The organism is Nonlabens sp. (genome assembly GCF_039941875.1).
GTDB lineage: Bacteria > Bacteroidota > Bacteroidia > Flavobacteriales > Flavobacteriaceae > Nonlabens.
The window spans coordinates 144,841-167,017 of sequence record NZ_JBDVDQ010000016.1; the positions used below are offsets into that span (position 1 = coordinate 144,841).

Below are 22,177 nucleotides of genomic sequence, written 5' to 3' on the forward strand. Positions count from 1 at the left end.
CAGAACAGGAAAATTATTAGACATTTAGTCATTAGTTTATATCTAAGTATCTATTAATACCATTTACATAGAAGAGTAAACCAATTCTCCATTACTATAAGTAGCACTAACTTTCAAATTAGGAACTTGTTCTATAGCAACGTCCATTAAATCTTGATCGAGCATAATAAAGTCAGCTGCTTTACCTATTTCAAGACTTCCTTTTTCATTTTCTTCAAAATTAGAATAAGCTGCCCAAATGGTCATACCTCTTAATGCTTCTTCCCTAGAAAGAGCCTGATCTGCACGGAAACTATTTTCTGGATAACCACTAGTGTCTTTTCTCGCTACTGCCGCATAAAAGGTCAAAAACGGATTTACCTGCTCCACAGGGTAATCAGTACCAAGAGCTAACATATTAGACATACCTAATAGCTTCTTATAAGCATAAGCTCCTTGAATGCGCTCTTCTCCTACTCTATCTTGCGCCCAATACATATCGCTAGTAGCATGAGTAGGCTGCACCGATGGAAGTATATTTTCTGTATCAAAAAAATCAAAATCTACTGGATCAACGATTTGCGCGTGTTCTACTCTCCATCTTCTGTCTTTTTTATCACTAAGTAATTCTTTATAGTTTTTTAAAACTACATAATTTGCACTATCACCTATCGCGTGTGTGTTCATCTGGTAGTCAGTAGCTGCGATACGCTCTGCAATACCTCTAAAATCTTTTACACTGCTTAATAACGCTCCATAATGATCGTGTTTATCTGAATAGGATTCTTTCATTGCAGCACCGCGACTACCTAGAGCGCCGTCCGCATAGAACTTTACAGATCTTACATTTAGACGATTTGTTTTTACGATTCCTTTCTCAAGATAGTAATCAAGGTTTTCTGGTGTGTTAGAAATCATCGCATAGATCTTCATTTTTAAAGCCCCATCTTGTTGTAAACTATCGATAAGTTCTATAGTAGAACGCATTAAACCAGCGTCATCTACCGTAGTAATTCCATAACCGAAGTTGATCTCCTGAGCATCCATTAAAGATTTAATAGACTCTTCAGTAGTTTCTGCAGGGAAAACCGCTTCTACAAGTTCCATAGGATTGTCCACTAAAATTCCAGTCAACTTTCCATCTTTAATTTCAATAGCTCCACCGTATGGATCTGTAGTGGTAGTAATACCAGCTAACTTCAAAGCGGCATCGTTTGCAATCATCGCATGACCATCTATTCTTGTTAAGGCAACTGGAATGTCTGGAAATAATTCATTGAGCTTTTCATTAGTAGGAAATTCTTTTACATCCCAATCATTTTGATCCCAACCACGACCGATAATAAAACTCTTGCTATTCTTCTCTTGAAAATTCACAACCTCTTGTATCACCTCATCATAGCTAGACGTACCGACTAGATCTACACGCTGTAATTGCTGTCCTAGACCATAAAAATGACAGTGCGCATCTATTAAACCAGGATAAACAAACTTACCAGAGGCATCTATAGTTTTTGCAGCCTTTAAGTTTTGAGCTTTTAAATCTTCCTGACTACCTACAAAAACAACTTTACCATCTTTTACTGCCATAGCAGTTGCCGTGGAGAAGTCCTTATTTACAGTATAAATTTGAGCATTTTCAATTATGAGGTCTGCTGTGTTTTGTTCTTTCTCTTGACAAGAAATAATCAACACAAGCGCTAGTAAGGAGAGAATTTTTTTCATGATGTGAAAATAAGTCACAGAAACTATTAAAACAATTAATTATGATAGCTTGTGCATTGATACATGCGGACATAAAACTCCTTTCCTTAAAAAAGGAAAAGTGGGCAAAAGGAACGGTAGTGAGTTTGGGTCGGAAAGGTTTTGCGGTATTGGAATGTAGAGCAATTTAAAATTAATCGATAAGTTCCAACATCTTTCAACCACTCCTGATTGCATCCCAGCTATCGCTGCGAGGCCAATCTGTCCTCGCCTATTCTTAGGCGAGGAGTTTTTAATTATCACGTTTTATCTCTTAGTAAGAATCAAAAGTACTGGATATTTAATATGGTATAAAACAGGCTCTAAAGCAACCTTTCGCAGCACCTTTATCTCAGTTATAGAGTTTATTTCAAATTTAATATTTTCACTTTTATCGACTGGCACACCATTAATTACAAGTAAATAATCATCATTTAAATCTTGGTATTTATCAAGTATAGAATCTAATTCAATGAATTGAAATTGCACTCTTCTTTTAAAATAGATCTTCTTATCCTTCTGTATTTCAAATTTCACATTATTAGAATCAACATACAATCTATCAAAATTGACTTTTATAGAATCTAAATACACTTCATAACCTTTATTCTGTTTATTGATTAGTTTACGTTTTTCAAACTTCATTGGAGAACAGGATGATAATAAAGCTAATAGAATAATCAAGACAGATAATTTCATATTAAAATGTTTGATTATAATATTATAAAAACGAAAAACTCACTCAAAAGTTAATTGAGTGAGTTCTGTAATTGAATTAGTTTACTAGTTTTTAATTATTCCGCTTTCGCGAAAGCGGAATTAAAACAATTTTAAAAATCAAATTTATAAACTGCTCCACCCATAATCTGTAAATTTTGAACTGGGTAATCTAAGTAATATTCATAGTTACCACCTGTAAGATTCTGACCTCTTAAAAAGGCAGTTAATTTAGGATTGATTTTATAGTTAACGTCTAGGTTAAGGTCTACAAAAGAATCAAGAGTCTCTGCTCCTACTCCATTTCTGAAGGCCTCTCTCTCCCCAACGAAGTAAAGTGTTGCTCCTACATTCCATTTTTCATTAATCTCATAATTCCCCACAAGATCTGCAGTGAATTCTGGTAAATGAGAAGCTACGTTATTAAAAGCATCTCCTTCTGAAACGTCATAACTAAAACCAGTCGCATTTAAACTAAGATTAAATGCTGTATTTACATCGTAGCTTAATGTTGCACCATAAAGTGTTGTATTTAAATCTGCGTATTGTGTGTAGAACACGTTGCCATATTCATAAGCTTCTAGACCTGTAGTTGTGGTTGCTCCTGCTCCTTTATTATAAAAAGACTTGCTCTCTTCTATCTTATAACCACCAAATACTTTGTACCCAAAGTTTTCAGATATTTTACCTTTAAAACCTAACTGAGCATCTAATAACCTACTGGTAGGTATCACATCTATCGCTGGTGCTAGGAATACATTCTCTCCAGCAAACTGTTGTAAAGAATTCATATCTAATCCACCACCTAAAGTGACATAAGGAATGAATTTTTCTTCTACTACGATATAACTTGCTACCACATCTGGATAAACATACACATCACTTTCTGATGCCTCGCTATTATTAAGGTAATTCACCGTCGCACCTAATTTTACTTTATAATTATCTCCATAAAGGTTGATCGATGGATTTAACCCTGCTTTTAGGTAAGTATACTTGTCTGCTGCTGGAATTAAACCTTGTGTATCAAAACTACCACTCAAGTAATCTAGTTCTACACCTAGTGCAACCTCTGTATCTAAAATATCAAAACCTAATTGAGGTTGTGCATTAAAGCGTATCTCACTACCGTCATTACTCGATGTAGTACCTGTAAAGTTTACATCTACGCCTTTAAAAACACCGTCAAAGAAATTTACTTTACCGCCTAAAGCATAAGATAGATAGTTAAAAGCTACGTCTGTATCTTCTGTCAATAGGTTAAGTCCGTTTTCATAATCTCCATACCAGTTTGCTGTCTGATATCTAGCACCTGCTGTGATTCCCCAATTCATGTCTCTGGTACGTTTTCCATAAGAAACATCTAGTGACGTGTCTGAGAAAGAATCGTCTGCAATGGCTTCGTCTATACCACCTTGAGAAGAGTTGTGATTAAAGAAAACCCCTAGATCACTATCTCTATCTAACTCGAAGTTAGCCGCAAATTCACCTAAAACATTAATGTAATTACCTAATCCTAAACGTGCATAGTTTTTAAAGTACTTAGCCTTTTGAGTAGGTTTTAATCTGGACAGACCAGTTTTTGCCGGAGTAAATGTACTGGCTACAGGTATAGAGAAAATACTATAAGTAACCGGTTTCTTTTTCACCTTAGTTGTATCACTAAAACTTGGGTTACTTTTTACTTTAAAAGCATCGCTTATGGTAGGATCATAGGCTTTTACCACCGTAATCGTACCACCGTTTAAACGATCTTCCTCTTCTTCTGTAGTTTGTGCTGTAGCGATAGTGGCCGTTAACGCAACTATAGCTAATGAAATATATTTTATATTGAAATTCATTGTTTGCTAGTTTTGACTTGTCGGTACGACAGATGAATTTGTTTTTGCAGCTTCATTTTTAATATTATTCAGCTCGCTTTGTGCATTTGCTACTACTTCTGGATATTGAGTAAAATTAGAAATCACAGCGTCAAGAATAGTAGTTGCATTAAGAGTTTGATTTAAGGCAGCATAACTTTTTGCCATAACCACAAGACCTTTGGCACTCCATAACTTATAACCACCATAGTTCTTACTTAAACCATTAACCGTAGCTATAGTTGCATCGTGATTTCCTTCTTTATTCTCAAAGTAGGCTTTATAATAAGTAGCCTCTGCAGCAAGACTACCAGTTGCTGTCTGTCTTACTTTTTCATAACCTGCTTTTGCAGCTGTTTCATCACCTTGTTTCCATGAAGAACGTGCGATAATGATTTCGGCATCAGACTTTACATTATTCTCGATACTAGAATCACTTAATACTTTATTTGCATAAGTAACTGCCTCAGCATATTTCTCCGTTTCATAATAAGCCTTCATTAAGTTAGACTGTGCATAAATGATATTCTGAGGAAAATCTGCCAGTTGTTCTAATTGTTTCATAACAGGAATAGCTTTTACATAATCCTTAGTCCCTAAATGAATTTCACTTAACCTAGCTAGTGCTTGTTCTGTAAACTCACTTCTTTCTTTGGCAGTTACAAATTCATAATGAGATATGCTTTCTGATTTCTTATTTTGAGAGAATAAGGATTGTGCTAGATAGAAATGAGCTTTTAAAGCATGTTTACCGTTAGGGAATTGCTTTAAATATTTAGCCATTTCTCTTGCAGTACCATTCATATCACCTTGAATAAATGGCTGTTCTGCACTTTCATAAGCCGTGTCATCTAGTTCGTTATCTGTTACCTCAACTCCATCTAGACCTCTTACCCATACGGCATAATCGTTAGTACGACCTTGATCTATATATACCTGTCTCGCACTACTTATAGCCTGTACTGCTTGTGGAGTACCTGCATATTTAATTGCTACTTGTTTAAACACCGTTAAAGAAGCTTCTAGGTTACCATCATTGTATAATTGTAGTCCTTTACGCATCATTGCCTGAGAGGTGTAACTACTATTAGGATATTCTGCAATTAACTTATCATAAGTACTAATACCTTTAGAAACCTGATTGGTATTTATATAGGTGTTACCTAATTCATACATCACGTCATCTCTATATTTTGAAGTTTTAAATCTGGTAACAAAACCTTCTAAGTCTTCAATCTTACGGTCATTTTTCTGTACAAATCCATAAGAAATAGCCTTTTGAAACGCTGCGTAGTCAGAGTTAAAACCATTCATCTCAATGGCTTTATTATAGGCCTCCATTCCAGGCCAGTATTTTTTAGTCACAAAATTTGCATCACCTATTCTTAAGTAAGCATCATTTAACCTAATACGATCTTTACTTGCGTCAGACTGATTTGTATAAGCTGTAAAAGAAGAAATTGCCGCATCGTACTTTTTCAATTTAAATTCTGTATAACCCATATCATAATTATACAAATCATCTTCTTCTATGGCAGTACTCATTGTATTTGCTGCATTAAAATTAGAATAAGCACCTGTAAAATCATTAAGCTGGTACATACTTTCTGCCTTCCAGAAAGTTGCTTTTTTCTTAAGTTCAGGGTCTGTAATATAATCTATCGCTTTACCTAAATTTACTAGAGCATTTTGATATTCTCCAGCTGTAAATAAATTAAGACCGTAGTATAAAGCTACTTTTCCATAAACTGCCTCGTTCCCTTTTATTCTTCCGTCTTCTAATAAGTTAATTGCCTCTTTATAATTCTTTGAAGTAAAATAAGAGTCTATAAGAAATTCATTCATCTCTTCACTCTTATCAGTTGCAGGATATTTTTCTAAATAAGAAAGAATAACTGCCGGTACACTTTCGTAAGGATTCCCATTTTCATAACTAAGCTTTGCATAGTTATAAGAAGCATCTTGCGCTATTTGAGCATCCAGATCCATCTCGCTGGCTTTCTTAAAAGCATTTAAAGCATCTTCATTACGGTCTAGTTTAATGTAGCTTTGTCCTAAATGATAATAAGCATTTTGAGCAGTAGCATTCTCACCATCAATAATTTTATTAAAAGTCTCTACCGCTTTTTCAAAGTTACCTTGCTTATAGTAAGCATAACCTAATTGATAAAAATCATTATTATTCCACTTACCACGTACACCTTCATACTTTTCTAGATAAGGCAGCGCCTCTGTATAATTTTCTTTATTAAAAAGAGACTGTCCTATGATACGGTTTAATTCTGATTGTTCCTTGCGGTTAGATTTAGCCAGTTGTTTTTTTGCTAGCTCTATTGCTTTATCAAAGTTTCCTAATTTGTAATTTAGGTCTGCTTGATAATAGGAAAGTTTCTCATCTGTCTCTGGAGATTCTCCCACCTCATCAAAAAGATCGCTAGCTTCTTGCAGCTCATCACCTTCATAAGCTATGTAACCTAGATAATATTTTGCTTTACTACCGTATTCCGGATCATCACTTACGCGGTTTAAGAAAGGTTTTGCCTCATCATACTTTTTAGACTGCACAAGAGTATAACCTGTATTAAAGTAATAACGGTTAGCTTGCTTTCGCGAAAGCGTGCTCTTATCCACCTTTTTATACCATATCGCAGCTTTTCTATAATCACCATTATCAAAATAGTAATTTGCTACATCGATAACAGCAGAGTTTTTCTTTGTAGATGTAGGATATTCTTCTACAAAGTTTTCTACTAGTGCGTCTGCATTACGCTGGTTTAAACGTACAGCGCAGTTTGCGATGTAATAAGATGCATTCCCTTTAATCACCTCATCACTAGAGGTATCGAGAACTTTTTCAAACAGTCTTTGCGAGGCCAGATACTGGTCTTCTTGATAAAGATCTATCGCCTGGTTGTAAATAGCCAGGTCGTCGGTAAATATTTTGGACTGTTGTGCGTTAGTTATACCAGTGATACTGATTAAAAACAACAGCGCCATTGTTAGTTTTCTCATAATAAGAAGGATTCTAATTGTTAGAGTAAAATTATGATTTCCTAGACTAGAACGTCTTAAAACCTCATTAATTATTCATAATCTTATCCACATCTTGATTAACTTTACATCAAATATTATTATCCATGTCAGATCACGTTTTATCATTAAGCAAAGTAGATGTCTTCCAGAAAGATAACCTCATCCTAAAAAATGTGAATCTGGAAATAGGAAAAGGAGAATTTGTATACCTTATAGGTAAGACCGGTAGCGGTAAAAGTTCTTTAATGAAAACCCTTTATGGCGATATACCGCTTAAAAAAGGCGAAGGAACTATAGTAGACTATGATTTATCTAGCTTGCGCAACAAAGAGATCCCTCACCTGAGACGTAAGCTAGGCGTGGTTTTTCAGGATTTTAAATTATTAACCGATCGTACGATAAACGACAATTTAAAATTTGTCCTTAAAGCAACTGGCTGGAAAGGCAAGAAAGAAATGATGACACGTATCGAGGTAGTACTGGATAAAGTAGGCATGAAGACTAAGGGTTTTAAATACCCACACGAACTTTCTGGAGGTGAGCAACAACGTATTGCGATAGCAAGAGCATTACTTAACGAGCCAGAACTTATCATTGCAGACGAGCCTACAGGAAATCTAGACCCACAAACCAGTGTGGAAATCATGGAAGTTCTTCAACAAATTAATAAAAACGGAAATACCATTCTCATGGCAACCCATGATTATGCATTAATTCTTAAATACCCATCTAAAACACTTAAATGTGATGATGGAGAAATTTTTGAAGTAGTTCAAAAAGCGGTGTAATACAGCTATTTTTCATGTCAGAAAACAAGAAACCTTTCTTCAGTATCATCATACCTACTTTTAATGTAGAAAAGGTTCTCGATAATGCCGTTAACAGCATCAAAACACAGTCCTCACAAGACTATGAGATCATAATAATAGATGGCGGTTCTACTGACAAAACTCTACAACTGATAGAATCACATAAAGACGACACTGTTTTATTGCGTTCTATATCTGAAAAAGATCGCGGTATTTATGACGCTATGAATAAGGGTATAAAAATGGCTCAAGGTCGTTTTTTATACTTTTTAGGAGCCGACGATTACCTCCTTGATAAAGACGTACTGAGTGATATAAAAAAACACATACTACTCCATCCTGTAGATGTTATTTATGGAAATGTAAATAGCCCTAAACTTGGGAATCATTATGCTGGTAAATTTACAGATACAGCTATTTTTCATAAAAACATATCGCACCAAGCTATTTTCTTTAAAAGAGATGTTTTTGAGTTTATTGGAATCTATGATTTAACTTACCACGTCCATGCAGACTGGGTACATAACATTACTTGGTTCTTTCATAAAACCATAAAACATGGATTCATCGATAGAGATATAGCCTATTTTAGCGACGGTGGTTATAGCGCTGTAAAAAAAGATCATACCTTTAGAAAAGATATTTTTAAACTGTATTATAAAAATGCTAGGAATAGAAATTCTATCATAAAGACACTTCTCTTAATTACCAAAGGAGTTTACACTAGATTGAGTAGATGAAAAACAATAGATTCATAACTATTATACCGCTTTATAACAAAGAAGCCGCTATAGAAAGATCTATTACATCTATTCTAGCACAAACTATTGCAACTGATTTATTAATAATTAACGATGGATCTACAGACGCTAGTTTATCCATTGCAAGCGAGTTTAAGAGTGAATCTATAATTATCATATCACAAGAAAATCAAGGAGTAAGCAATGCCAGAAATAAAGGCATTTCATATGCAAAATCTCACAATTATGATTACATTCTATTTCTAGATGCAGATGATTATTGGGAAACGAACCATGTAGAAGAGATAAATAAGTGCATTTTAAAGTTTCCTAACGCTACGGTGTTTGCTAACAATTATAAAATAAAGAAAAGCGCTACTACCTTTGAAGCAACTCTATTCTCTAATTTAGAAACTGATACTTCTAGAGAACTAGATGATTTTTTCACCTACAACTATCTTAATTCTATATTATTCTCTTCCAGTTTTGGATTTAAAACTAGCATTACCTCACTTTATGATGAAGAGATAACACATTCTGAAGATATTGATTTTTATCTAAAACTAGGTTTAAGTGAAAAGATCGTATTTAACCCTACAGTTACTGTCATAAAAGATGAAACTGCAGTGAATAGATCTCATCTCATAAATTTAGAAAACAGAACTTATACTGATTTTGATATCTATGAAAAATTTACGCCTCAATACAAAGGCTTAAAGAAATTTCTAGACATCAATAGATATGCACTTGCGATAGAATTTATTATGGCAAATCAAAATAAAGAAGCCCAACAATTAGTTAGTAAAATGGATCGTTCTAACTTAACGACAAAACAACAGAAGTTACTCCAACTAAGCAGCTGGCAATTAAAATTATTAAAGAGAATACATCACAGACTATCTAATACTGGATTAAGAATTAGAACCGGTCGCTAGATAAAAATCATCTTTTTCTCTTATGTAATCAGATTCTTCAAATTCATGAGAAGCAAGAACCAGGCACATCGCACCGCTGGAGAAATCAGCGAGCTCTCGCCATACCATGGTAGATATTAATAAACCTTTATCCGGTTTATTTAATGTTATTGTTTCTTTTACTTTACCGTTATCTAATTCTACCGTAAAACTACCAGAAACAGCGATTAATAATTCCAGACATTCTTTATGTGCATGACCACCACGATGGGAATCACTAGGCACGTCATACAAATAATAAACACGTTCTATCTTATAAGGAATCGTGTCTTTTTCTAGTACCGCGAGATTACCACGAGGGTCCGTAATCTTAGGAATGTCTATAATCTTATAATCCATAATCAAATATACTATTGTTTACCATCATTCTCACGAGGTCTTCTAAAACCACTCACATAATCATTTGTTCCTTTTTGAAACACCTTCATTTTATACCATAAAACACGTAAAGAACTTTCATAATCTTTGCGCCACAAAAAGAAGACATATTTAAAAGAATAAAGAAACGCAGTAATTGCATTTCTCCTGCCTGCTAGGGCACCACTTGCATATATAACTTCATCAGAGGATGGGTCATTTGCGGTACTCAACTCATCATGAACTACTATAGCTTCTGGTACGAGCATGATAGTCCCATTTTGAGATAGAACATCTTCACTTACGATACACTCCTCTCCCATTTTAAATTGTGCCCCTAAACCAAATCTAGTATTAAATCTAAAATTTTTATCTCTCCACATGGCTGTATTAAAAATCATCTCGATAGAGTGAATATGAGATAATTCTTTTTTAGAAGTCACTAATTTATCTTTTTTAGAATACACTCTCTTATCCACTCCATTAGGAGTTACTATTTTAAACACAAATAAATTAACCATTTTATAAGTATTTAGCTTTTCTACTATCACACCTATCGCTTCTGGTAGAATTTGCACATCATCATCCAGAATCCACGCAAATGCACTTTTACAATTACTTAAAGCGAGATTTCTACTTCTAGAAAGTCCAAAATCGCTGTCATTAAAAACACGTATATTAGAATAATCAGATTTTAATACTACCGTTTTAGACTGATTTACGATAATAATTTGATGCTTAATAGCCGATAAAGAGCACTGAAACATCAATTCTAGAAAAGACAAATCTGCTCTATTCATAGTAGCGATACAAATTTCTATGTCATTTGATGTGTATGTAGGCAACTGCTTATCTTTACCTCAAATATACTTCTATATGCGCATATTGCTGGTGGGTGAATACAGTGGTTTTCATAATTCTCTTAAACATGGTCTACAAAAACTAGGTCATGAAGTAAACATTGTGGGCGATGGTGATGGTTTTAAACGTTTCCCTGTAGATATAGAAGTAGGTAGTACGTATTTTGAACAAAGCTGGTTACATCGCAAAATAAAAGTAGGCTGGTGGAAATTAACAGGCTATAATCTAGAAGATAGGTTGAAATTAGCACGCTTTCGCGAAAGCGAGAACCTTCTAAAGAACTACGACATAGTACAGTTTATCAATTCTAACCCATTTGGGTGCGAGCCGGCTGTAGAACGTATCATGCTGGATTTTCTAATTAAAAATAATGCAAAATCCTTTTTAATAGCCTGCGGTGACGACTATGAATATGCTCGTTTTCTTACAGAAGAACATGAGGGTTACAATATTTTAGACTCGGTACATAGAGGGGATTTTCAGAAAAAGCAATTGTTTCACGCGTATAAATATCTAGGTGATGGTTACCGAGATAATTACTACAAAGTACTAGAAGCTTCTCAAAATATAATACCTAGTAATGTAGATTATGCGATGGCTTTAAAACAGCAGGATAAGGCAACATCTATAATCCCTGCAGCTATCAACCATTCAAAATTTCAATTAGAATTAAATACAGATCTCTCACAAATTCAAATATTTATGGGAATCAATAGAGGTAATTATTGGAAAAAGGGAATCAACTACTTTGAAGAAGCTTTGGAAATCATAAAAAAGAAATACGGCAATAAAGTCTTTATTACAATAGCAGAAAATCTACCCTATCAGGAATATATTGCCAAATATAAAAATGCTCATATTTTACTAGATCAAGTATTGTGTTATGACCAAGGCTACAATGCGCTAGAAGCTATGGCACAGGGAAAAGTCGTTTTTTCTGGCGGTAGTTCTATTTATTTAAAAGCGCATGATCTAGCCTCTGTCCCTGTAATGGATGCTAGACCAGATGTAGAATATTTAGTAAATCAAATATCTATTCTCATTGATAACCCACGAGACATTCTTGAAATTGGAAAGGCCGCTAGAAAACATATTCTAGACCATCACGACAGTCTTAAGATAGCGCGAGCATATCAACAACATTACCTTAATATCGGATAAGTACAAAAATAAATTTACCGATTTTAAATAAAAAGAAGTAACTTTGAGGCGTGGAGAACTGGAAAGATATACGTGTACCCTATGAAGTTATGGATTTACTTCTCAAAATAGATGAGAAGAAAGCCAGATTAGATCTATATAGACCATTTTCTAGTCCAGTAGTACACAGTATTAAAGAGAGTCTGACTCTAGAATGGACGTACAACTCAAATAGTATAGAAGGTAATACACTAACACTTCAAGAAACGAGAATGGTTCTAGAAGATGGATTAACGGTAAGCGGTAAGTCATTAAATGAATACTTTGAAGCTGTAAATCATCATGAAGCGATAGATTATGTAGAAAATCTGGTACAACCTGATTATGTTTTTAGAGAACGAGATATTCTCAATGTTCATGAACTGGTTATGGATCGTATCGATAAAGAGTTTGCTGGCCGCATACGTAATGCAGGTGTAAGAATAAGCGGCGCAAACTTTGTCCCTCCTAACGCAAGAAAAGTTTCTGATTTTATAGAAGAACTTATTACTTGGGTTAATGAAGAAGATCTAGATATGCATCCTGTCATAAAAGCGACTATTTTCCATCATCGTTTTGTATGGATACATCCATTCTTTGATGGTAATGGCCGTACGGCTAGGTTAGTTTTTAACTTACTATTTTTAAAAGAAGGTTATCCACCAGCAATTATATTAAAGGTAGATCGTAAAAAATATTACACTGCGCTTAATGACGCAAATAATGGAAATTTAGAAAAACTATTCTTCTTAGTAGGAAGAGCGGTAATGCGTTCCTTAGACATTTATTTAAGTAATCTAGACGACACAGCTGGAGACTATGCACCTATTTCTAAAATAGTCAATGAACCATCTATCTCTTATAGTCAGGAATATGTGAGCTTGCTCGCTCGTCAAGGCAAAATAGACGCGTATAAAGAAGGACGCGTATGGTACACTACAGAAAAAGCAGTAACCGACTATATCTCTAATAGGAAGAGAAAAAGAAAACTTGATTGAATTTTTTGAGTCTTTGGGTCTTTGGGTCTTTGGGTGAAGCTAAAAAGGCTCTAAAAATCAAATTGATGTTTAGAGCCTTTTTTTATATAAAATACGAGTTCGAGTTCGAGTTAAAATTTACTTTATCTATTTTTCCACTGAATGTCTATACCAGCAAAATCTTGAGCTGTTTGTTCCTTAGCTTGTTTAGGAATTACACATTCAAATTCTAAAGCTACTTCTAGACCATCATCTAGATAGAATAACATAGTTTCTTCTCCTTCATAATCACAAATTACTACGGCATGAATTTCATGCACAGCAAAATATTCGTCTTTAATTTCTTGAGGCTCTACAAATTCAAAGTAATGTAAAACTTGTGCTCCCTTAAAATAATCTATTTGCTGTAAGTAAAGATCTTTTTCCATGCGACAAAGGTAAGATTAAAGGAATTAAAAAAGCCAGTTCATAAGAACTGGCTTTTTTAAAATAATTTCAAATCTTAAGGCTGTTTGATCAAAATCATATTTTCAGGAACTGAATATTCATGAATACAATTGCTTGTCGAGCCATTGTATTCACTATTACCCATTCTTCCTCGATTAAAATATAATGTCCCTAGAGTCTGTTGCCCACTAACACTATTAGAAGTGGTTTTATATGTAATATTAAAACTATTCGTAAAAGGTAATTTACAACTATTATCAAAAGACTCCCTATAAACACTCGATATTTGAGTATAACCATAATCAGATATGGATGAAGCTGTTGTCTTGTAAATATTAGTCACTTCCATTTGACTTAAAGTGCTCCAGAAGCCTGGATCTGACTCTTTAACAAGCACACCGTTTTCATAAACTTTATACTCTATGCTTAATTTATCAACAAATATCTGAGATGAAATAAATTTTACACGTGTTTTTTTAGCTATGATAATTTCAATCTCAATACCATTATCAGAGTATTTCCATAAACCAACGAACTTGTTTAGATCGTTGTGGATATCCTTATAATAATCTCCAGCTTGAGCTTCACTAGATGGGAGTCCAACTTTTTTAAGTGTTCTTAAATCGTATATTGTATTATACGAAGTATTTGAAAGTAAGATTAATCCTAATATAAATAAGAAAAGTTTTTTCATAATTAATTTTTAATTTGTTATTTGAATCCAATCAATTACAGTTCCATCATCATTTAAACTTGCTTTGAACAAAATTAAACTATCATTTAATTCGTAATAATCCATAACAAATGAAATATTCGCTTCATATAAATTTTGATATATTAAAGTATTTCTGTCATCATTTGTGATTAAATACTCTCTTGTCAAATTAAGCTGATTGATATAATCGTTTTTTGTGTTTTGGATTACACTCGCAGCGAAATTAGCGTGTAAAAAATCTGCTTTAGTATATTGAGGAAACTCTTCGTCAGGGCTTGACAAATCAATAAGTTTACTCAACGCTTCTACCTTGTCTTTTATACGTAAAGCGTATACCCTTGTTGATGCTAAAGGGAACGTAGTAACACCAAAAGATCCAACTAAGATACTTGTTGTTTCCATTGAATTTGTATTAAACAATCTCTCATTTTGTTCAAAGAAACTTAAGTGAGCATAAAAATCTCCACCACTAAAAGTAGGCTCTAATATTCCATTATGAACATGATTTCTAGATGTCGTTCCCTCCATTGTCACAGGGCCAAAATCTAAACCTAATAAATTAATATTAGATAATGGAACTGATCGATCCATTAATGTTCCATCCCGATTAAAACCTGAAATCCACTCTGTACCTAACTCAGTATTTATATTTTCAAAATTAGTAACCCAATTACTAAGTTCAGCTGACATATTAGGGTCGCTAGATAGGTTTTGTAAAGATTCTAAGTGGTTTGTAACAATTGGTTGTGTAGCATAATTAAAACCACCACTTGACACATTACCAAAATACCATGGCGAACCTACAACTCCATTATTTGTGTAATTACTCCCAGATAAATTATTTGCTCCACCACCACTTGAGCCATGAGCTGGCAAAAATGATGTTTCTAAGTAAATGTATTGTTCTGAACATACCCAATGTTCTTCCATAGGGCCATTCATTAAACAATCGCAAGTTTCATCTGCGTAAACAATGGAAAATGTTGCCCAACCACAAACTGTTGCATTTACCCAGTTCTTAGTAAAAGAAGAAAAATCTTCATGAATTTCTTTAAATCTAATTTTAGTAGAATTATTTCCTTCAGCAGCGTATTCTACTAGGTAATTTTTAAAACTGCCTAAACTATCTACTACAATAATATTCCTCAAAGCTTCACTATTATCTAAATTTATAGTGGAAAAAGTATAAGCCCTAATCGTATTGGTGCTATCTGCTATCTCTATATATTTTGAATCCAAAACTTTGTAAGTTCCTAGACTATCGATATTAGAAATCTTTTAAAAATTAGTATTCAAGGCTGTTAGTGCATTATATAAACTTTTATTATTTAATAAATCATCCTTATTTTTTAATTTTACTTCAAACGGAAAGCTTTGGTTTTTATTATTGTAATTGTATACCTCATCTTTCTCACAAGAAGAAAAAGCAAAAATTATTCCAGCGAGAAATAATAATTTATAAATATTTTTCATTTAGTTTTTTTGGTTGAGCAAATCTGAAAAAAAAAAAACTCTACCAGATAAAATTATAAATGTTAAATTAATGTTATAAAAAAAGCCAGTTCATAAGAACTGGCTTTAAAATTATAATCCATCTAACAGTTAATTACACCGTACGATTTACATCAAACGCTTCTAGCAATTGTGCCACACGTTGAACAAACTGCCCACCTAGTGCACCATTTACTACTCTGTGGTCATAACTATGAGATAAGAACATCTTCATTCTTATACCGATAAAGTCACCTTCTGGTGTTTCAACAACAGCAGGTACTTTTCTTATCGCACCTAGAGCAAGAATACCTACCTGTGGCTGATTGATAATAGGTGTTCCTAATACAGATCCAAAAGTACCTACATTAGTTACCGTATACGTACCGCCTTGAGTATCGTCTGGTTTTAGTTTACCATTTCTAGATCTGTTTGCCAGGTCGTTTACCGACTTTGCCATACCTACTAGATTTAATTGGTCTGCATTTTTTATAACAGGCACAATTAAATTACCATCTGGTAAGGCCGCAGCCATACCTAAGTTTATATTTTTACGCTTAATGATTTTATCACCATCTAGAGCGATATTCATCATCGGGAATTCTTTTAAAGCCTGTGCAACTGCTTCCATAAAAATAGGTGTAAAGGTCAGGTTCTCACCTTCTCTTTGTTTAAAACCATCTTTATGTTTCTTTCTCCAGTTCCAAATATTAGTCACATCACACTCAATAAAACTTTGAACGTGCGCACTAGTCTGTACTGATGCCACCATGTGATGAGCAATCAGTTTACCCATACGTGACATCTCAATAATTTCATCTTCTCCATTTACAGACACTGGAGCGGCCTTTGCAGCTGGTTTAGAAACCGCCGCAGCTACAGGAGCAGCTGTCTTTGCAGGAGCAGCAGTTTTACCTGCTTTCTTATCTGCAACATATTGTAAAATGTCGTTTTTAGTAACACGACCATCCTTACCTGTACCAAAAATTCCTTCTAACTCTGTAAGAGATATATTTTCTTCTTTTGCGATATTCTTTACAAGTGGAGAGTAAAAAGAATCACTATCTGTATAGTCTACATTTTCTGTAACCTGAGAGATTTGCTTTTCTACTTCAGTCGCAGCAGCTTTTACCTCTTTAGTTTCAGCAACAGTAGTTTCTGGAGCAGCAGTAGTCGCTCCACTATCATCACCGTCAGTTTCTATAATTGCAATAGTCTGGCCTACTTGTACCACATCATCTACTTGAAATAAAATCTCAACAAGAGTTCCATCTACCTCACTAGGCACTTCACTATCCACCTTATCTGTCGCTATTTCTAAAACAGGCTCGTCCATTTCTATGGTGTCGCCTACATTTTTAAGCCAAGAAGTTATTGTAGCCTCTGCTACAGATTCTCCCATTTTAGGTAATTTCAGTTCAAATTTTGCCATAACTAATAAGGTACTATTACGTTTTAATTATTTTGCAAAAGTACTAATTAAACAGTTTACAATTGCGGATTATTCATTGATATGGGAATATTTTAAGAATCACTTATCGATTTTGCAGTGTTTACAAAGATCTATTACACAATTTTCATTATTCCACGTGATTTACTGCTATCACTGCCTATATAGAAGGTTTTATTCTGATTTAGAAATCTATAAGTTCCTTCTGTATTTTTAGACATATAATTTATCATTTCTTCAAATTTCAGAGAACTCAAATCCCAAAGCACACTCTTATTCAGCATATTGCAAGATTCAAGCAATTCTATAGACGCTGTAGACTCTGCATTTTTTATTTGAAGATCAGCATCTTCGGTAACGAGTATAAATTCTTTTTCTTCTTGGACAGTTTCGGTAGTTTTTGTGCCTTTCATGACTATCATACTACTTATTAAAAGATCAATTGCCTTTTTTACTATGATAGATTGTTTAAAATACTTATCGTAAAATAACCCCATGGCTCCATAAAATCTTTTTAAATAGATTTTATCTTTTACCGTACTTTCTCCTTTAAAATGAATCACTTTCTGGTCACCTAGATAATAATTATCATATCCTTTTTGAAGTGCCGTGTAACTTAAATCGATGTCTTCTCCATACATAAAATAACGCTCGTCAAAACCACCGCAATCTTCATAAACATCTTTCTTACAAAACATAAAAGCACCTACTAGCACCTCTACTTTGCCTCTTTCATTTTGACCAACTTCATTAAAGTAATAGTTACTGTCGTTGCCCAGCATTTTTTGTCTCGCTACTTTAGGTGTAGGAACATGTCTTTTACTTTCTGGCAAATATTTACCGGTTCCATCAATAAGCTGGGTTCCTAAAAAGCCTGCTTTGGGTTCCGCTTTCGCGAAAGCTAAACACTCTTCAAAAACATTCTCTCCTACTATCGTATCTGGATTTAAAATACACAAATATTCCCCTAGAGTTTGCTCTACAGTGAGGTTATTCCCTTTAGAAAAGCCATGATTCTCTTTATGCGCTATCACTTTTATACGATCGCCATAAACAGAGGCTAACATCTCGAGGCTGTGATCTGTAGAATTATTATCTGCCACGATAATCTCTGCATCTAGATTTTTAACAGCTCGCATCACACTATAAACACACAGCTCAAGAAAAGCTGCTGCGTTATAATTAAGTATGACTATGGATAATTGCATGAATTAGTTTTTTAATGAATTCTCATAAGGAACACGATGTAAGATACTTCTTCCTAGCGTTACCTCATCGGCAAACTCTAACTCATCTCCTACGGCTATTCCTCTCGCGATGGTAGATGTATTCACCTCTAGTCCATCGAGTTGTTTGAAGATATAAAAGTTAGTAGTATCACCTTCTATTGTTGGACTCAGTGCAAAAATAATCTCGGTAACTCCATCGTTTTTTACACGATCTACGAGTGATCTTACTTTAAGATCTTGTGGACCTATTCCATCCATAGGACTTATTTTACCTCCTAAAACATGGTACAAACCACGATACTGACTCGTGTTTTCTATAGCCATGACGTCTCGTATATCTTCTACCACACAAACGATGGACTGATCGCGGTTGTGACTGGCACAAATCTCACAAATCTCTACATCACTTACATTATGGCATTTTTTACAAAAATTAAGATCGTGTCGCATTTTTAATAACGCATCAGATAGCGCATCTGTATTATGCTCTGGCTGGCGCATTAAATGCAAGACCAGTCGCAATGCCGTGCGTTTACCTATACCAGGTAATTGCGATACTTGATCTACCGCTTCTTCTAATATTTTTGAGGAAAAATTCATGATAAATGAATCATAGCAAAAACAGCATAATTAATCATGTCTTGATAGTTTGCATCGATACCTTCTGACACTAGTGTAGCACCTTCATTATCTTCAATTTGCTTTACTCTCAATAATTTTTGCAGTATTAAATCAGTTAATGAACTTACTCGCATATCTCTCCATGCCTCACCATAATCATGGTTTTTATCCATCATTAATTGTTTAGTAATCGCTACATGATGGTCGTACAGTGCAACAGCCTCTTCTAGTTCTAGATCTGGTTGCTCTACCACACCTTTTTCTAGTTGTATAAGTGCCATTATGGAATAATTAATAATGCCTATAAATTCGCTTTCCTGCCCTTCGTCCACCTTTGTTTCTGCAAGAGTTTGAAGACCTCTTATGCGCTGTGCTTTTATAAAAATCTGATCTGTAAGTGATGGCAAGCGTAAAATGCGCCATGCACTACCATAATCCTTCATTTTATTAGAAAACAAATCACGACATCGTGTGATAACTGCATCATATTGCTGGCTAGTTTGCGACATAAGGGCTATAAATTTTGCGTAAATTTCGCATTTAAAACTCAATTAACCATATTTCATGGCGACTATAAATTGCGCGGGCACTCTTATCGACCTTTCTACACCTCATACCATGGGAATTGTGAACTGTACACCAGATTCTTTTTATGATGGTGGTAAACTTAAAAACGACGCTGCTATTTTAAACCAAGTAGAAACCATGCTAGATGCAGGTGCTACATTTATAGATGTCGGTGGCTACAGTTCTAGACCAGATGGTACGGACATTTCTGTAGAAGAAGAGTTATCTAGAGTTCTCCCAGTTCTTGATTTGATAACAGCTCGATTTTCTATAAAAGGTTTAAGTTGTGACAGCTTTCGCGAAAGCGTGATAGAAAAAGTAATTAATCACGGAGCGACTATCGTGAACGATATAAGCGCTGGTCTTTTATCTGAAAATATGTTACAAACTGTGGGAAAAGCCAAAATCCCTTACATCATGATGCACATGCGTGGTACTCCACAAACCATGAAAACCATGACCGATTATGGTAATATGGTGGTAGAAATAAATCGTTATTTTTCTGAACGTGTTGCTGCTGCAAGAGCTTGTGGAATTGATGACCTAATTATAGATCCTGGTTTTGGTTTTGCAAAATCTACCCAACAAAATTTTGAATTGCTTTCTGATCTAGATTTTTTAAAAGCTCACAGACTACCTATTCTAGCTGGAATATCTCGTAAATCAATGATTTACAAAACCTTAAACAGCACCGCACAAGAATCATTAAATGGAACAACAGCTTTAAACATGGTGAGTTTAATGAAAGGTGCAAAAATTTTACGCGTCCACGATGTTAAAGAAGCGATGGAAACTATAGCGTTGTATAACCAGTTAACGATAAATTAATTATATTTTAGCTACATGGAACTTCCTGGGTTTAGAATAATCGATTTAATAGACATACTGCTAGTGGCAGCTGTGGTCTTCTACTTATACCGACTGGTTAAAGGTACCGCGGCGCTCAATATTTTTATTGGGATTTTTATTATCTACTTGATTTATCAATTAACGGTTTTCATGAAAATGGAAATGTTAAGTCAGGCATTAGGCGCTGTTACTGGTGCTGGAGTGGTAGCTTTGATAGTTGTTTTTCAACAGGAAATAAGGCGCTTTCTTTTAATGCTAGGTTCTACAAAATTCACTTCTCGCAGGCGCTTTTTTAAACAACTACGCATTTTTCAAGAAGAACAGGACAACAATCAAATGGTTGTTGATGAAATAGTAAAGGCTTGTAAAAAAATGAGCTCTACTAAAACTGGCGCATTAATAGGTATCAAAAGAGATGGTTCTCTTGAATTTGTTAAAAACACTGGAGACGATCAAGACATTTTAGTAAACTCTTCTATCATACAAAGCATTTTTTATAAAAACAGTACACTACACGATGGTGCGATGATAGTAGAGGGAAATAAGATTACAGCAACACGAGTGATTTTACCTGTATCTGAAAACAGAAAAATACCTCAGCGTTTTGGGTTGCGTCACAGAGCAGCTTTAGGTTTAACGGAAAGAAGTAGTGCTATCGCATTAATAGTAAGTGAAGAAACAGGTCAAATATCGCTAGTTCATGAAGGCGAATTTGAATCTTATACCGACACAGATGAACTGGCTGCCAAAATCAAATCTCACCTCGCTTAATGGAACGTAATTGTAAAAACTGTAAAAAGTTACTTTATGCCCAACAAAATTACTGCTCCCATTGTGGTTCTAAATGGGTGGAATATAGATTAACACCTCGTAAAATAACAGCCGAATTATCTAATCGTTACTTAGGAACTGACAATGTATTTCTAGTCACAATTTTGGGCTTACTGCGCTATCCTGAAGATGTAATAAATGGCTATATAAATGGCCAACGCAAGAAATATGTAAATCCTATTAACTTTTATTTAATCAGTTTATCCTTAGTAGGTTTACAAATTTTTCTATTAAGGAATTTTGCACCAGACACTCTAGGAATTGATATTACCGAAATAACAAATGTTCAAAATAATACCGGTCAAAGCTTAGAAAATTTTACCAATTTTTTTTATGACTACATAGGCGCTTTTACTACATTTTTCTTACCAGCCTATGCGTTATCAGGTTATATAGTCTTCTTAGATATTAGAAAATACAATCTTACTGAGCACTTAATTTTATACGTTTATGTATTTGGCCTTGTTAATATCGTAACGTTTCTGGCAACGCCACTTATGATTGGTTTTGACATTCCTTATCAAATGGTATCACTAGCACTGACACCTTTTATTTTTTTACAAGTAGCCTGGTATTATAAAAGATGCTTTAAACTAGATACACAACAAACTATTTTAAAAGGGCTGCTTGCAATTATCGTATTCAACGTGATCTCTGCTGTTTTAATGATCATTGTAATTATTATAGCAGTTGCTCTCTTATTCTTCTTCAACTCAGACCTACTCAATACAACTGCTGCTCATTAAAAA

22 protein-coding genes are annotated in these 22,177 nt (G+C 34.3%); 8 read left to right on the plus strand and 14 right to left on the minus strand.

What is annotated here, in order from left to right:
* Positions 1–63 precede the first annotated feature (63 nt).
* From ABJF08_RS10620 to ABJF08_RS10635, 4 genes are all read right to left on the minus strand, one after another.
* Entirely contained in the window at positions 64–1,704 is a 1,641-nt protein-coding gene (locus ABJF08_RS10620) for an amidohydrolase (RefSeq protein ID WP_348116163.1), read from the minus strand.
* Positions 1,705–1,989: 285 nt separating this feature from the next.
* Positions 1,990–2,421: a hypothetical protein gene (locus ABJF08_RS10625; protein WP_348116165.1), complete on the minus strand. Its 432-nt coding sequence runs from the start codon at positions 2,419–2,421 to the stop codon at positions 1,990–1,992.
* 131 nt (positions 2,422–2,552) lie between these two features.
* Positions 2,553–4,280 (minus strand): hypothetical protein, encoded by a 1,728-nt coding sequence (locus ABJF08_RS10630; protein WP_348116166.1) that lies wholly within the window; start codon positions 4,278–4,280, stop codon positions 2,553–2,555.
* Between the two features lie 6 nt (positions 4,281–4,286).
* Positions 4,287–7,310 carry a tetratricopeptide repeat protein gene (locus tag ABJF08_RS10635; protein WP_348116169.1) on the minus strand — a complete coding sequence of 1,008 codons (3,024 nt, stop codon included), beginning with the start codon at positions 7,308–7,310 and terminating at the stop codon, positions 4,287–4,289.
* A gap of 125 nt (positions 7,311–7,435) precedes the next feature.
* Here ABJF08_RS10635 and ABJF08_RS10640 point away from each other — a divergent pair, with 125 nt between their 5' ends.
* Genes ABJF08_RS10640 through ABJF08_RS10650 form a run of 3 tightly spaced genes read left to right on the plus strand, consistent with a single transcriptional unit; the run spans position 7,436 to position 9,815 of the window.
* On the plus strand, positions 7,436–8,119 hold the full coding sequence (locus ABJF08_RS10640; protein WP_348116172.1) for an ATP-binding cassette domain-containing protein: 684 nt from the start codon (positions 7,436–7,438) through the stop codon (positions 8,117–8,119).
* A gap of 14 nt (positions 8,120–8,133) precedes the next feature.
* Complete coding sequence (locus ABJF08_RS10645) at positions 8,134–8,880, plus strand: glycosyltransferase family 2 protein (protein WP_348116174.1); 747 nt, start codon at positions 8,134–8,136, stop codon at positions 8,878–8,880.
* Positions 8,877–9,815 (plus strand): glycosyltransferase family A protein, encoded by a 939-nt coding sequence (locus ABJF08_RS10650; RefSeq protein ID WP_348116175.1) that lies wholly within the window; start codon positions 8,877–8,879, stop codon positions 9,813–9,815. Before ABJF08_RS10645 ends, ABJF08_RS10650 begins: the two co-directional genes overlap by 4 nt.
* Here the strand turns inward: ABJF08_RS10650 and ABJF08_RS10655 are convergent.
* Both ABJF08_RS10655 and ABJF08_RS10660 read right to left on the minus strand, forming a co-directional pair.
* On the minus strand, positions 9,792–10,193 hold the full coding sequence (locus tag ABJF08_RS10655; protein WP_348116176.1) for an FdtA/QdtA family cupin domain-containing protein: 402 nt from the start codon (positions 10,191–10,193) through the stop codon (positions 9,792–9,794). The two genes, ABJF08_RS10650 and ABJF08_RS10655, sit on opposite strands and share 24 nt — an antisense overlap.
* An 11-nt stretch (positions 10,194–10,204) precedes the next feature.
* A complete protein-coding gene (locus tag ABJF08_RS10660; protein WP_348116177.1) occupies positions 10,205–11,056 on the minus strand; it encodes a glycosyltransferase in 852 nt (283 codons plus the stop codon).
* Between the two features lie 31 nt (positions 11,057–11,087).
* On the opposite strand from ABJF08_RS10660, the gene ABJF08_RS10665 reads away from it, so the two are divergent.
* A complete protein-coding gene (locus ABJF08_RS10665) occupies positions 11,088–12,233 on the plus strand; it encodes a glycosyltransferase family 1 protein (protein WP_348116179.1) in 1,146 nt (381 codons plus the stop codon).
* A gap of 50 nt (positions 12,234–12,283) precedes the next feature.
* Complete coding sequence (locus tag ABJF08_RS10670) at positions 12,284–13,249, plus strand: Fic family protein (RefSeq protein WP_348116181.1); 966 nt, start codon at positions 12,284–12,286, stop codon at positions 13,247–13,249.
* 122 nt (positions 13,250–13,371) lie between these two features.
* Here the strand turns inward: ABJF08_RS10670 and ABJF08_RS10675 are convergent, their stop codons facing one another.
* The 8 genes from ABJF08_RS10675 to ABJF08_RS10710 all read right to left on the minus strand — a co-directional run bounded on the left by ABJF08_RS10675 (position 13,372) and on the right by ABJF08_RS10710 (position 19,690).
* Entirely contained in the window at positions 13,372–13,656 is a 285-nt protein-coding gene (locus ABJF08_RS10675) for a hypothetical protein (RefSeq protein WP_348116184.1), read from the minus strand.
* 74 nt (positions 13,657–13,730) lie between these two features.
* On the minus strand, positions 13,731–14,369 hold the full coding sequence (locus ABJF08_RS10680) for a DUF6705 family protein (protein ID WP_348116185.1): 639 nt from the start codon (positions 14,367–14,369) through the stop codon (positions 13,731–13,733).
* A 9-nt stretch (positions 14,370–14,378) separates the two neighbouring features.
* Positions 14,379–15,629 carry a hypothetical protein gene (locus tag ABJF08_RS10685; RefSeq protein ID WP_348116186.1) on the minus strand — a complete coding sequence of 417 codons (1,251 nt, stop codon included), beginning with the start codon at positions 15,627–15,629 and terminating at the stop codon, positions 14,379–14,381.
* Positions 15,630–15,668: 39 nt separating this feature from the next.
* Positions 15,669–15,863, minus strand: a complete 195-nt coding sequence (locus ABJF08_RS10690) for a hypothetical protein (protein WP_348116187.1) — start codon at positions 15,861–15,863, stop codon at positions 15,669–15,671.
* A gap of 133 nt (positions 15,864–15,996) precedes the next feature.
* On the minus strand, positions 15,997–17,313 hold the full coding sequence (locus ABJF08_RS10695) for a dihydrolipoamide acetyltransferase family protein (protein ID WP_348116189.1): 1,317 nt from the start codon (positions 17,311–17,313) through the stop codon (positions 15,997–15,999).
* 134 nt (positions 17,314–17,447) lie between these two features.
* The gene (locus ABJF08_RS10700) at positions 17,448–18,539 is read right to left on the minus strand and encodes a glycosyltransferase family 2 protein (RefSeq protein WP_348116190.1); all 1,092 of its coding nucleotides are present in this window, start codon (positions 18,537–18,539) and stop codon (positions 17,448–17,450) included.
* Between the two features lie 3 nt (positions 18,540–18,542).
* Positions 18,543–19,160, minus strand: a complete 618-nt coding sequence (gene recR / locus ABJF08_RS10705; protein ID WP_104516052.1) for a recombination mediator RecR — start codon at positions 19,158–19,160, stop codon at positions 18,543–18,545.
* Positions 19,157–19,690 carry a DUF1599 domain-containing protein gene (locus ABJF08_RS10710; RefSeq protein WP_348116191.1) on the minus strand — a complete coding sequence of 178 codons (534 nt, stop codon included), beginning with the start codon at positions 19,688–19,690 and terminating at the stop codon, positions 19,157–19,159. Before ABJF08_RS10710 ends, recR begins: the two co-directional genes overlap by 4 nt.
* 55 nt (positions 19,691–19,745) lie before the next feature.
* Between ABJF08_RS10710 and folP the strand changes: the two genes are divergently transcribed.
* Genes folP through ABJF08_RS10725 form a run of 3 tightly spaced genes read left to right on the plus strand, consistent with a single transcriptional unit; the run spans position 19,746 to position 22,174 of the window.
* Positions 19,746–20,576 carry a dihydropteroate synthase gene (gene folP, locus ABJF08_RS10715; protein ID WP_348116194.1) on the plus strand — a complete coding sequence of 277 codons (831 nt, stop codon included), beginning with the start codon at positions 19,746–19,748 and terminating at the stop codon, positions 20,574–20,576.
* A 15-nt stretch (positions 20,577–20,591) separates the two neighbouring features.
* Positions 20,592–21,368 (plus strand): diadenylate cyclase CdaA, encoded by a 777-nt coding sequence (gene cdaA / locus ABJF08_RS10720; RefSeq protein WP_348116195.1) that lies wholly within the window; start codon positions 20,592–20,594, stop codon positions 21,366–21,368.
* Positions 21,368–22,174: a DUF3667 domain-containing protein gene (locus ABJF08_RS10725; RefSeq protein WP_348116198.1), complete on the plus strand. Its 807-nt coding sequence runs from the start codon at positions 21,368–21,370 to the stop codon at positions 22,172–22,174. Before cdaA ends, ABJF08_RS10725 begins: the two co-directional genes overlap by 1 nt.
* Positions 22,175–22,177 lie beyond the last annotated feature (3 nt).